General features: G+C 66.7%; 13 protein-coding genes. 10 read left to right on the top strand and 3 right to left on the bottom strand.

Annotated features, from left to right (window positions below; all coding sequences use genetic code 11):
* Nucleotides 1-2: 2 nt before the first annotated feature.
* Nucleotides 3-1,100 carry a glycine--tRNA ligase subunit alpha gene (locus AC5JDC_RS09635; RefSeq protein ID WP_495841185.1) on the bottom strand — a complete coding sequence of 366 codons (1,098 nt, stop codon included), beginning with the start codon at nucleotides 1,098-1,100 and terminating at the stop codon, nucleotides 3-5.
* Nucleotides 1,101-1,287: 187 nt separating this feature from the next.
* On the opposite strand from AC5JDC_RS09635, the gene AC5JDC_RS09640 reads away from it, so the two are divergent.
* Both AC5JDC_RS09640 and AC5JDC_RS09645 read left to right on the top strand, forming a co-directional pair.
* Entirely contained in the window at nucleotides 1,288-1,653 is a 366-nt protein-coding gene (locus AC5JDC_RS09640) for a type II toxin-antitoxin system RelE/ParE family toxin (protein WP_495841170.1), read from the top strand.
* Nucleotides 1,643-1,966, top strand: coding sequence for an XRE family transcriptional regulator (locus AC5JDC_RS09645; protein ID WP_495841171.1), 324 nt, complete (start codon nucleotides 1,643-1,645; stop codon nucleotides 1,964-1,966). The genes AC5JDC_RS09640 and AC5JDC_RS09645 overlap by 11 nt, the downstream gene beginning before the upstream one ends.
* Nucleotides 1,967-2,007: 41 nt before the next feature.
* Here the strand turns inward: AC5JDC_RS09645 and AC5JDC_RS09650 are convergent, their stop codons facing one another.
* A complete protein-coding gene (locus tag AC5JDC_RS09650; RefSeq protein ID WP_495841172.1) occupies nucleotides 2,008-3,786 on the bottom strand; it encodes a tetratricopeptide repeat protein in 1,779 nt (592 codons plus the stop codon).
* 134 nt (nucleotides 3,787-3,920) lie between these two features.
* The gene (locus AC5JDC_RS09655; RefSeq protein WP_106771666.1) at nucleotides 3,921-4,931 is read right to left on the bottom strand and encodes a polyprenyl synthetase family protein; all 1,011 of its coding nucleotides are present in this window, start codon (nucleotides 4,929-4,931) and stop codon (nucleotides 3,921-3,923) included.
* A 243-nt stretch (nucleotides 4,932-5,174) separates the two neighbouring features.
* Here AC5JDC_RS09655 and AC5JDC_RS09660 point away from each other — a divergent pair, with 243 nt between their 5' ends.
* From AC5JDC_RS09660 to AC5JDC_RS09695, 8 genes are all read left to right on the top strand, one after another.
* Nucleotides 5,175-6,149 carry a C4-dicarboxylate TRAP transporter substrate-binding protein gene (locus tag AC5JDC_RS09660; protein ID WP_495841173.1) on the top strand — a complete coding sequence of 325 codons (975 nt, stop codon included), beginning with the start codon at nucleotides 5,175-5,177 and terminating at the stop codon, nucleotides 6,147-6,149.
* A gap of 107 nt (nucleotides 6,150-6,256) precedes the next feature.
* Nucleotides 6,257-6,769, top strand: a complete 513-nt coding sequence (locus AC5JDC_RS09665) for a TRAP transporter small permease (RefSeq protein ID WP_495841174.1) — start codon at nucleotides 6,257-6,259, stop codon at nucleotides 6,767-6,769.
* A complete protein-coding gene (locus AC5JDC_RS09670) occupies nucleotides 6,766-8,079 on the top strand; it encodes a TRAP transporter large permease (RefSeq protein ID WP_495841175.1) in 1,314 nt (437 codons plus the stop codon). The genes AC5JDC_RS09665 and AC5JDC_RS09670 overlap by 4 nt, the downstream gene beginning before the upstream one ends.
* Before the next feature lie 41 nt (nucleotides 8,080-8,120).
* Nucleotides 8,121-8,345 (top strand): putative signal transducing protein, encoded by a 225-nt coding sequence (locus AC5JDC_RS09675; RefSeq protein ID WP_106771662.1) that lies wholly within the window; start codon nucleotides 8,121-8,123, stop codon nucleotides 8,343-8,345.
* A 52-nt stretch (nucleotides 8,346-8,397) separates the two neighbouring features.
* Nucleotides 8,398-9,174: a tRNA1(Val) (adenine(37)-N6)-methyltransferase gene (locus AC5JDC_RS09680; protein ID WP_495841176.1), complete on the top strand. Its 777-nt coding sequence runs from the start codon at nucleotides 8,398-8,400 to the stop codon at nucleotides 9,172-9,174.
* Nucleotides 9,175-9,251: 77 nt separating this feature from the next.
* Nucleotides 9,252-10,121: a S49 family peptidase gene (locus AC5JDC_RS09685; protein ID WP_495841177.1), complete on the top strand. Its 870-nt coding sequence runs from the start codon at nucleotides 9,252-9,254 to the stop codon at nucleotides 10,119-10,121.
* Between the two features lie 81 nt (nucleotides 10,122-10,202).
* A complete protein-coding gene (locus AC5JDC_RS09690) occupies nucleotides 10,203-10,388 on the top strand; it encodes a hypothetical protein (protein ID WP_106771787.1) in 186 nt (61 codons plus the stop codon).
* Nucleotides 10,389-10,398: 10 nt separating this feature from the next.
* Nucleotides 10,399-11,298 carry a 4-(cytidine 5'-diphospho)-2-C-methyl-D-erythritol kinase gene (locus AC5JDC_RS09695; RefSeq protein ID WP_495841178.1) on the top strand — a complete coding sequence of 300 codons (900 nt, stop codon included), beginning with the start codon at nucleotides 10,399-10,401 and terminating at the stop codon, nucleotides 11,296-11,298.
* The last annotated feature ends 68 nt before the right edge of the window (nucleotides 11,299-11,366 follow it).

The raw sequence follows: 11,366 nt of genomic DNA on the forward strand, positions 1-11,366 counted from the left end.
GGCTAGAATTTTCCAAAAAGCGGATGATTCTTGTATGCGTCAGTATTATTGGGAGCATTATTGGGAGCGAATCCGCCCGCCTCGGTCTTAAGAAATGCAAGACCACATTGCTTCGCCAATTCTCTTACCCGGAAAATGTAGCTCTGCCGCTCGGTGACGGAGATGACGCCGCGGGCATCGAGCAGGTTGAAGACGTGGGAAGCCTTGATCGCCTGGTCATAGGCGGGGAAGACCATGCGGTGGCTCCCCTCCCCCTTCAGGGGAGGGTGGCCAGCCGAAGGCTGGTCGGGAGGGGTCGCTACGGCCGTGCTCGACGTTCTGGAGATGCCTTCTGAGGTTACCCCCTCTGGCCGCTTCGCGGCCATCTCCCCCTCGAGGGGGGAGAGGGGCGCGCCGGCCTTCAGCAGGGCCTGGCATTCCTTCTCGGCGTCGTCGAAGTGGCGCAGCAGCATGGCCGTGTCGGCATGCTCGAAATTGTGGCGCGAATATTCCTGCTCGGCCTGCAGGAAGACGTCGCCATAGGTGACCTTCTCGTCGCCGTCGCGGCCGTTGAAGTTCAAGTCGTAGACGTTGTCGACGCCCTGCACATACATGGCCAGCCGCTCAAGCCCGTAGGTGAGCTCGCCCGACACCGGCGCGCATTCGATGCCGCAGACCTGCTGGAAATAGGTGAATTGCGACACCTCCATGCCGTCGCACCAGCACTCCCAGCCGAGCCCCCAGGCGCCCAGCGTCGGGCTCTCCCAGTCGTCCTCGACGAAGCGGATGTCGTGCAAAAGCGGATCGACGCCGATCGCCTCCAGCGAGCCGAGATAGAGTTTTTGGAGGTCCGGCGGGTTCGGCTTCAGGATGACCTGGTACTGGTAGTAGTGCTGCAACCGGTTCGGGTTCTCGCCGTAGCGCCCGTCCTTCGGCCGCCGCGACGGCTGCACATAGGCGGCGTTCCAGCGTTTCGGCCCGAGCGCGCGAAGCGTCGTCGCCGGATGGAAGGTGCCGGCGCCGACCTCCATGTCGTAGGGCTGCAAAACCACGCAGCCATAGGCGGCCCAGTAGTTGTGCAGCGTCAGGATCAGCCCCTGGAACGAACGGCTGGGGTGCATATGGTCGGGCAGTCTGGCAGACAACGGAGCCTCGTCGCAGGCTGGAAAAGGTGGCCCCGTCCTAGTGTTCCGCGCCGGGAGCGTCAAGTTTGGCGGAGGCCGGCGGCAAGCCTACCAGCGACGGGTGACCCCGCGTCCGCACTGACGGAGCTTGCTTGTATTCCTTGGAGGGAATACTATTTATCGCATGGCATGGGAGGTCGAATACACCGACGAGTTCGCCGGTTGGTGGGACGGCTTGATCGAGTCCGAGCAGATCAGCATCAGCGCTCATGTGTTCAAGCTCGAGCAACGCGGCCCGCTCCTGCCGTTTCCGTTTTCGAGCGGCCTACAAGGATCGCGGCACGCTCATATGCGGGAACTGAGGGTCCAGAGCGGCGGAAAGCCGCTACGAATCTTCTATGCCTTCGATCCGCGGCGCACGGCGATCCTGCTGATCGGTGGAGACAAGACGGGCGATAAGCGGTTCTATGATCGGATGATTCCGCTGGCCGACGACCTTTATGACGAACATCTCGCCGAACTGAACAGGGAGAACGACAATGGCCGGTAGGCGCCCCTTTTCCGAACTGCGCGCCCGCATGACGCCGGAGGCGCAGTCTGCCGCTGAAGCGCAAGCGGTGACGCTCGACAAGGAAATGGGCCTCGCGGAGGTCCGCAGAGCCCTTCAACTGTCGCAGGAAGAAATTGCCCAGACCTTGCAAGTCGGACAGGGCTCCGTCGCCAAGATGGAGAAGCGGGCCGACATGTATGTCAGCACGTTACGCCGCTTCATCCAGGCGATGGGCGGCGAGTTGGAGATCGTCGCGCGGTTTCCCGAGCACGCTGTCAAGATCAAGAATTTCAGTGATCTTTCGGAGCGTTGACCGTCGCGCGGCTCGATGAATTCTCGCCCCACGGACCGTCCCTACCCCTTCTTGTCGGGGTCGACCACCTTCGGGGCGGGCGGGGCAGGGGCTTCGAGCGCCGTCTTGCCTTCCAGCGCCGGCAGGCCTTCCTTCAGCTTCTTCTGGACCGAGAGCAGCACGTCCGGATCGGGCTTCAGATCGCGCGCGTGGCGCCACTGGAACGTCGCCTCGAGCTTGCGGCCGACCCGCCAGTAGGCGTCGCCGAGATGGTCGTTGAGCACCGGGTCGTCGGGCTTCAGCGACACGGCGCGCTCCAGCTCGACCACCGCCTCGTCGAAGCGGTTGAGCCGGTAGTAGGCCCAGCCCAGCGAGTCGACAATGTAGCCGTCGCTCGGCCTGAGATCGACCGCCTTGCGGATCAGCTCCAGTCCCTCGCTGAGATTGACGTTCATGTCGACCCAGGAATAGCCGAGATAGTTCATCACCTGCGGCTGGTCGGGGTAGAGCTCCAGCGCCTTGCGGAAGTTCGGCTCCGCCTTCGGCCACTGCTTCAGCCGCTCATAGGCGATGCCGCGCTGGTAGAACACGTTCCAGTTGGCGTTGGTGGGCTCCTTCAGCCGCTCGACCGCGCGGTCGTACAGCTCGGCCGCCGACTTGTAGTCCTCCTTGGAGGCATAGACGCCGCCGAGCGCAAGATAGGCGCGCATGTCGGTCGGATCGGAATCGAGCAGCCGCGTCAGATGCTTGATCGCCTCGTCGTGACGCTTCAGGTCGGCGAGGTTGAGGCCGAGCTGCAGCTCGGCCGCGCGCTTCAGCGGCGAGGCGGCCGGGATCCGCTCGTAGAAGGAGATCGCCTCTTCCGAATCGCTCTGCTGCTCGGCCACCGAGGCGAGCTGCAGCAGCACCGCGTCGCTGTTCGGCCGCATCGCCAGCGCGAGCTGCAGGTAGAGTTTCACGAACGGCTCGCCGCCGCCACGGTTGAGCGCGGCGCCCAGGTCGAGCAGCACCTCGCTGGCGCCGTCCGCCGGCGTGGTGACGATCGCTTCCGGCGTCTCGCCCTTTTCGATCCGTTCGCGCAGCGCCACCAGCGACAGCCGCCCCGAGGCGAATTCCTCCGCCTTGCCGATGACGGCGAGCGCTTCGTTCCTGTCGCCGCGCCGCGCCAGGAAGCCGGCATAGGCTTCGGCCGCGCGCAGCCAGGTCTCGGGCGCGGCGCTGCCGGCCGCCGCATTGTCGAGCGTCGCCTGGTAGGAGGCTTCCGCCTCCTCGGTCAGCCCGGCCATGTCGGCGATGAGGGCGCGGTGGTAGGTGGCGAACAGCGCGAACCATTCGGGGCCGTCGAGCGCGTCGAGGTCGGCGAGCGCCTCCGAGCCCTCGTTGCGACCGGCCTTTGCCCAGGCGCCCATGAGACCGGTGACCAGCCGGTCGAGGTCGGATTCCAGCGCCAGTTGCAGCCAGTTGCCGGCTTCCCGGTAGTCCTTCTTGCGGAAGGCGTCGACCGCCAGCGCGACGCGCGAGAAACGCTCGACCTCCGGCACGGTCTTCAGCCGATCGGCCAGCGGCAATGCCTCGTCGAAGCGGCCCACGGAGATCAGCACCAGCATCAGGCTCTGCTGGAGCTGCTGGTTGTCGGGATCGAATTCGAGCGCGCGCCGGTAGTAATCGATCGCCGCGCCCATGTCGTTGTCGACCTCGGCGACGCGGGCGGCGAGATAGGCGCCGGTGAACGATCCGATCTGGACGGAGTCGGCCGCGCGCTTGGCAAGCGCCGGTGGTCCCATCAGGATCGCGGCCGTCAGGGCCGAGACGCTCGCAAGCCAAACCAGACGTTTCCGCATCACTGTCCTTTCCGGCATTGCCGCGCCAAGCGGATCAAGTCGCGACCCGGTGAAGCGCACAAGCATGGCCTTTTTGCGATCCCGGTTCAATCCGCCGCGGCGGCCGGCGAATCACGAGGGCGCGAGGCGCGTCATCAGACCACGCGACTTATGCAGAAATCGATAACGTCGAGCAGTGCCGCCTTCTGCGGCGTCGCCGGCAGCGGCGCCAGCGCGTCGCGGGCGATCTCGCCGAAATGGCGCGCCCGGCCGATCGTGTCGGCGATGGCGCCGTGCCGCGTCATCAGCGCGAGCGCCTTCTCAAGCGCCGCGTCGTCGGCGACATTGTCCTCGATCGCCTGCTTCCAGAAGGCGCGCTCCTCCGCGGTGCCGCGCCGGTAGCAGAGGATCACCGGCAGCGTCACCTTGCCCTCGCGGAAATCGTCGCCGACATTCTTGCCGAGTTTCTTGGAATCGCCGCCATAGTCGAGCGCATCGTCGATGAGCTGGAAGGCAAGCCCGAGATTCATGCCGTAGGAGCGCAATGCCGCGCGGTCGGTGCGGGTCGCGCCCGCGACCACCGGCCCGACCTCGGCGGCGGCCGAGAACAGCGCCGCCGTCTTGGCCTTGATGACGGCGAAATGCTCGTCCTCGGTGGTCTCCAGGTTCTTCGCCGCTGCAAGCTGCATCACTTCACCCTCGGCGATGATGGAGGCCGCAGTCGAGAGAATGTCGAGCGCCTCCAGCGAGCCGACGTCGACCATCATGCGGAAAGCCTGGCCGAGCAGGAAGTCGCCGACCAGCACGCTCGCCTGGTTGCCCCAGATCATGCGCGCCGTCTTCCTGCCGCGCCTGAGGTCGCTTTCGTCGACCACGTCGTCATGCAGCAGCGTCGCCGTATGCATGAACTCGACGCTGGTGGCGAGCTTGATGTGGCCGTCGCCGGAATAACCGAACATCTGCGCGGTGGCGAGCGTCACCATCGGCCTGAGCCGCTTGCCGCCCGAAGAGATCAGGTGGTTGGCGATCTCCGGGATCATCTCGACGTCCGATCCCGCCTTGGACAGGATCAGTTCGTTGACGCGGCCCATGTCGGCGGCCGTCAGCTCCAGCAGCCGGTTGATCGACGGGCGCTTGCCGTCTTCGATGTTGAGCACGACACCCAAGGCGAGACTCCTCGATTTCGAGCCGCACGAAATACCCATGATGCGGCGATACGCAAGCCCTTCCGGCCAAGCTAGGGCGCCCGGCAGGCCAACGAAAGGGGACGAATTGGCGCGGCTGGCGGCCGCCGGCGGCTCTGCCTCTAAAAATGCGCTTGACGGAAGGCGGGAAAATGTTCTCTTATGAGTAGATCATTCATATGTGAATGCACGATCGATCATGTCGGTCGGATAGGGAGGCTTATCTTGATACGTGTCGTCGCAGCCGCCGTAGCGGCCGTCATTTCCGTTTGCTCAGCCGCATCCGCTCAGGAATACAGCCTGCGCTTCTCCACCTCGCAGGTGAACCCGAACGAGCCGATCGTGCGGGCCATGAACACCTTCGCCGAGCGCGTCAGGGAGCGCTCGGACGGCCGCATCGCCATTACCGTGATGACCGGCGACCAGCTCGGGCCGCAGAAGAAGGTCAACGAAATGGTGATGAGCGGCGCCAGCCTGCTCAGCGCCACCGACTACGGCCAACTCGGCCAGTTCCTGCCCGATCTTTCCGTCCTCGCCGGTCCCTATGTCTATCCGAGCCTGGAGGCCAGCGACCGCTTGTTCGCCTCCGAGCTCTACAAGGAGCTCTCCGGCAAGCTGGAGGCCCAGGGCCTCAAGATCATCATGCCCAACGGCCTGTTCGGCTATCGCCACGTCATCTCCGACAAGGCGGTGCGCAAGCCGGCCGACCTCGAAGGCGTGACGATCCGCGTCCCGTCCTCGCCGATCATGCTGGCGACCTTCCGCGGCTTCGGCGCGCGGCCGACCGAATTGCCCTGGGGCGACGTCTACAACGCGCTGCAGACCGGCGTGGTCGATGCGGCGGAAGCGCCGTTCGGCTCGGTGGTCGGCGCCAAGCTCAACGAGGTGCGAAAAGTCATCTCCAAGACCAACCACCAGGCCATGTTCACCGCCTGGGTCACGTCGGCCAGCTTCTACAACAGCCTGCCGGAGGATCTGCAGACGATCTTCATCGAGGAAGGCCAGAAGATCGCCGGCGAGCTGACGAAGATGACGCTCGAAACCGATGACGGCTATGCCAAGCAGCTGGCCGACTCCGGCGTGGAGATCGTCGAGGACGTCGACGTGCCGGCCTTCATGGAAGCCTCGCGCGCCGCCTACGCGTCCGTTCCCAATCTGACGCCCGGCATCTACGACCGTGTCCAGGACGCGATGAAGTAGGCTTCTTTCCGGCAGGCCTGCCCCGTCCAGCCTGCCGGAAGAACCCGCAGAAGGGCTGGAAAGCCGTCCGCTGGCGGCAGCCGGCGCTATCGAACACAGGAAGGCTCATGGCTCTCCAGCCGGAATCCCGCAAGGAAAAACCCTTGCTCAGCCTGGCGCGCGCCGACGAGGCCGTCGGCGTCGTCGCGCTGCTCGCCATCGTCGGCTCCATCCTGTGGGGCGTGGTCAGCCGCTACGTCTTCCCGCAGCCGGCCGCCTGGACCTACGAGATAGCGGTCATCGCCTTCGCCTACCTCGTCTTCTTCGGCGCGGTGGCCGGCGTGCGGCTCGGCACGCACGCGGCGATCGACGGGCTCGTCGCAGCACTTCCCGACGGCTGGCAGAAGGCCATCGCCTGGTTCAACTACCTTTTGCTCGCGGCGTTCTTTCTCGCCATGGCGCTGCTTTTCGCCTGGCAGGCCTGGACGGCGCGCAACGTGCACACCATCGCGCTCGATCTGTCGCGCGGCCTGATCTATGCGCCGCTGACCGTCGCCTCGCTCGGCATGCTGGCCCAGCATCTCGCCGTCATGCGGCCCTGGGCGCCAAAACCGCTCCAGCACGCGGATTCGCTGATATGACCCTGCTGCATCTCGCCGGGCCTTCCGCCCTGGTCGTGCTCCTGTTCCTGCTGTCGGTTCCCATCACCTGGGCGATGGCGATCGGCGCGCTCTCCTTCTTCCTGCTCAACATGGACATGATTCCGCTGTCCAATTTCGCGCAGGAGTTCGCCGAAGGCAGCCAGTCCATCTCGCTCTTGGCGCTGCCGCTGTTCGTGCTCGCCGGCTGCATCATGAACGCTTCCGGCATCACCCGGCGGCTGCTCAATCTGGCCGACGTGCTGGTCGGCCACATGACCGGGGCGCTGGCGCAGATGTGCACCGTGCTCGGCACGCTGCTCGGCGGCCTTACCGCCTCCGCCAATGCCGATGCCGCCATGCTCGCCAAGACGCTGGGCATCCAGATGGCCGAGCGCGGCTACAGCCGCGCCTTCGCCGCCGTCATCACCTCGTCGGCCGCCATCATCACCAGCCTCATCCCGCCGTCGATCGGCCTCATCGTCTACGGTTTTCTCGCCGAGACCTCGATAGGAAGACTGTTCGCGGCAGGCGTGGTGCCGGGGCTGCTGCTTGCCGCCGGCCTGATGGTGACGACGTACTTCATCGCAAAGAAGCGCGGCTACAAGGCGCTGCGCGACAAGCGGGCGACACGCGCCGAGGGCTGGCAGGCGCTGGTCGACGGGCTGTGGGCGCTGTCCATTCCGATCGTCATCTTCGCCGGCACACGCTACGGCCTGTTCACCACGACGGAAGCCGGCGCCGTGGTGGTCGTCTACGTGCTGTTCGTCGCCGTCTTCGGTTATCGCGAGTTCACCATCCGTCAGATCCCGGAAGTACTCGCCGAAGCGGTGCGCGATTCCGCCACCGTGATGATCATGATCTGCGCGGCCGCCGCCTTCGGCTTCTATCTCGCCTGGGAACAGGTGCCGCAGGCCATGTCCGGCTGGCTCGGCGGCATCACCGACAACCCGCTGCTGATGCTGCTGCTCATCAATTTGGTGCTGATCATCATCGGCACCGCGATCGAGGGTTCCGCGGCGCTCATCATCCTGACGCCGATGCTGCTGCCGATCATCGACGGCGTCGGCATCGACCGCGTGCATTTCGGCATCGTCTTCATCGCCAATCTCACCATCGCCGGCATCACGCCGCCGGTCGGCGGCCTGATGTACATCTCCTCCATGGTGATGCGCGTGCCGATGATGGATTATGCGCGCGAGGTGCTGCCCTACCTCGCCATGATGGCGCTGCTGCTCGTCATCCTGAGCGCCGTGCCCGGCCTGTCGCTGTGGCTGCCGAATATGGTCTACGGGTCGGTGGCGGTCCAGTAGCGGCCGTTTACATCGGTCGCGCAAGCTGCCACTTTCCGCCGATGATCGAGCTCATCCGCACCAATGACGCCGTCGTCCTCTCCTTCGCGCAGTCGCTGCTGCGCGACGCCGGCATCGAATGCCTGGTCGCCGACCAGAACATGAGCGTGCTCGACGGCTCCATCGGCATCCTGCCGCGCCGCATCCTGGTGGCCGACGACGACGCCGAGGAGGCGCGCCGCCTGTTCGCCGACGCCGGCATCGGCAACGAGATGCGGGAGCGGTGAAGGCGAGTTTTCGCAGCTTGAAATTCCAATCGCAGCACTCCGGCTCGCCGCCTTGATCGCGCAAAGCCCGCACACGATCGACGCCTTCCATCGCGGCCGCTTCGTCCTCGTGCAGCCGGCGAAGGGCGGGCATCGCGCCGGCATGGACGCGCTGGTGCTGGCAGCGGCGGTGCCTTCCAATTTTTCCGGCCATGTCGCTGATTTCGGTGCCGGCGCCGGGGCCGCCGGCCTGGCGGTGATGTCGCGCTGTCCGCAAGCCTCGGTTCTGCTGGTCGAGCGCTCGCCGGAGATGGCCAGCTATGCCCGGCTGTCGCTGGACCACCCCGGCAATGGCGAGCTTGCCGCGCGCGCTTCCGTGCTGGTCGCCGACGTCGCGCTCGCCGGCAAGGCGCGCCAGGCCGCCGGGCTTGCCGACCGCTCCGCCGATTTCGTGCTGATGAACCCGCCCTTCAACGACGGCCGCGACCGCGCCACCCCCGACGCCCTGCGGCGCGAGGCGCATGTCGCGGAGGATGGCCTGTTCGAGACCTGGCTGCGCAGCGCCGCCGCCGTGCTCAGGCCGCGCGGAAAAGTGGCGCTGATCGCCCGCCCGGCGTCGCTTGCGCCGATCCTGGCCGCCCTGTCGGGCCGCTTCGGCTCGGCCGAGATTCTTCCCGTGCATCCCGGCGCCGCCGAGCCGGCGATCCGCATCGTGCTGCGGGCGGTCCGCGGCGGGCGCGGCGCCCCGTCTCTGCTGCCGCCGCTTTTCCTGCACGAAGGCGCGGAGCGCCGCTTCACCGCCCGCGCCGAGGCGATCGGCGCCGGCGAGGCTTCGCTTTTCGGGGACTGACCGCGACATCGGCATTGCGCCGCGCGCGGCAATGCCTACATGCGTTGCGACACGTTTGAAGATGGAGCCCCGCACCCGTGAAGTCCTTGCTGCGCCGCCTGCTGCCGAAATCGATGCGGCCGGAAGGCGTGACCATTCCCGTCGTGCGTCTCAGCGGCGCGATCATGGCCGGCGGCAGCCAGTTCCGCCAGAACCTGTCGCTCGCCTCGACCGCCGGGCTGCTGGAGAAGGCCTTCGCCGACAAGGAGGCGCCAGCCGTCGCCATCTCCATCAACTCGCCCGGCGGCTCGCCGGTGCAGTCGCGGCTGATCCACAAGCGCATCCGCGACCTCGCGGTCGAAAACAACAAGAAGGTGTTCGTCTTCGTCGAGGACGTCGCCGCCTCGGGCGGCTACATGATCGCCACCGCCGGCGACGAGATCATCGTCGATCCGTTCTCGATCGTCGGTTCGATCGGCGTCATCTCGGCCACCTTCGGCTTTCCGGAACTGCTCAAGAAGGTCGGCGTCGAGCGCCGCGTCTATACGGCCGGCGCCAACAAGTCGGTGCTCGATCCTTTCCAGCCCGAGAAGCCGGAGGACGTCGAGAGGCTGAAGGCACTGCAGCTCGACATGCATGAAAGCTTCATCGAGCTTGTCAGGCAGCGGCGCGGCGCGCGGCTCGCCGACAATCCGGACCTGTTCACCGGCCTTTTCTGGGTGGGCAGGAAGGGCGTGGAACTGGGGCTGGCCGACGGCATCGGCGACATGCGCGGCTTCCTGAAGGCCCGCTTCGGCGCCAAGACGCGGCTGAAGCTGATCGCGCCGCCGCGCGGGCTGTTCGGCCGCCGGCTCGGTCTCTTCAGCGTGCGCGGGAGCTCGCCGGCGGCCGACATCGCGTCCGCAGCCGCGGACGGGCTCATCGACGCCGCGGCCGAGCGGGCGCTGTGGAGCCGCTTCGGGCTTTGATGGCAGGGCAGTTGACGCTATGATGGGGCTTGCCTCGACCTGAACGGTCATGCAGTCCGCTCGACGCAGGGAGGAATGGACATGCCGCAGCTCATCTTCTTCGCGATCATCGGCATCGTTGCCTATTTCGGCTACCGCCACTTCGTGCGCGAGGCGGAGCGGGTGACGGCGAAGATCCGGCGGCACGAGCAGCAGGCGCGCAACCACGCCGACGGTACGCTGGTCTTCGATCCCAAGACCGGCGAATACCGGCCCGCCAAGGACTGACGGGTTTTCCATGCAGCTTGCCGTCGCGGCGGTCGCCGAGGCCGCGCCCGCCAAGATCAACTTGGCGCTGCACGTCGTCGGCCGGCGCGCCGACGGCTATCATCTGATCGAGAGCCTGTCCGTCTTCACCGCCTTCGGCGACCGGATTGCCGTCGAGCCGGCCGCGCGGGATGTCGTTTCGGTCCGGGGGCCGTTCGCCGCAGAGGTTCCAGACGGCCCGGAAAACCTTGTCGTTCGGGCGCGCGACGCGCTGCGCGCCGTCGCCGGCCGGAGAGCCGGCGATCCCGTCCTGATCGCGCTCGAGAAGAACATCCCCGCCATGTCGGGCGTCGGCGGCGGGTCGAGCGACGCGGCCGCCGTGTTGCGGGCGCTTGCGCGCCACTGGGATCTCGATATCGGCGCCGCCCGCCTCGCGGAAATCGGGCTCTCCCTCGGTGCCGACGTGCCGATGTGCCTGCGCTCCAGTCCGCTGATGGCACGCGGCGTCGGCGAGGACATCGAGGATATCGATGGCTTTCCGCCGCTTTTTCTGGTGCTGGTCAATCCGCGCGTGGCAGTTGCCACGCCGCGTGTCTTCGCCGCCTTGGCGAGCCGCGACAACCCACCACTGCCGCCGCTGCCGGAGCGGATCGCCGCTGCCCCGCTGCTCGACTGGCTCGCCGCCACCCGCAACGACCTGATGACGCCGGCGCTGTCGCTCGAACCGGCGATCGGCGGGACGCTCGACGTTCTGGCCGGGGAGGGGGCGCTGTTCTCTCGCATGTCTGGCTCCGGCGCCACCTGCTTTGGCGTGTTCGCCGACGGCGCGGCCGCCCGGGACGCGGCGGCCGCGATCGCCGCGGCGCGGCCCGACTGGTTCGTCACGGCGACCGGGACGGGTGGTTCCGGTTCGTTTGGACAAGAGGACTGACCATGGCGCTCCTTCGCACCCCCCTCTGTCCTGCCGGACATCTCCCCCGCAAGGGGGGAGATTGGCCG

Source organism: Kumtagia sp. (genome assembly GCF_059502445.1).

Bases quoted from the DNA above. Each gene is read 5' to 3' on its own strand.
- AC5JDC_RS09635 (WP_495841185.1), bottom strand. From the start codon at position 1,100: ATGCACCCCAGCCGTTCGTTCCAGGGGCTGATCCTGACGCTGCACAAC.
- AC5JDC_RS09640 (WP_495841170.1), top strand. From the start codon at position 1,288: ATGGCATGGGAGGTCGAATACACCGACGAGTTCGCCGGTTGGTGGGAC.
- AC5JDC_RS09645 (WP_495841171.1), top strand. From the start codon at position 1,643: ATGGCCGGTAGGCGCCCCTTTTCCGAACTGCGCGCCCGCATGACGCCG.
- AC5JDC_RS09650 (WP_495841172.1), bottom strand. From the start codon at position 3,786: ATGCGGAAACGTCTGGTTTGGCTTGCGAGCGTCTCGGCCCTGACGGCC.
- AC5JDC_RS09665 (WP_495841174.1), top strand. From the start codon at position 6,257: ATGGCTCTCCAGCCGGAATCCCGCAAGGAAAAACCCTTGCTCAGCCTG.
- AC5JDC_RS09670 (WP_495841175.1), top strand. From the start codon at position 6,766: ATGACCCTGCTGCATCTCGCCGGGCCTTCCGCCCTGGTCGTGCTCCTG.
- AC5JDC_RS09675 (WP_106771662.1), top strand. From the start codon at position 8,121: ATGATCGAGCTCATCCGCACCAATGACGCCGTCGTCCTCTCCTTCGCG.
- AC5JDC_RS09690 (WP_106771787.1), top strand. From the start codon at position 10,203: ATGCCGCAGCTCATCTTCTTCGCGATCATCGGCATCGTTGCCTATTTC.
- AC5JDC_RS09695 (WP_495841178.1), top strand. From the start codon at position 10,399: ATGCAGCTTGCCGTCGCGGCGGTCGCCGAGGCCGCGCCCGCCAAGATC.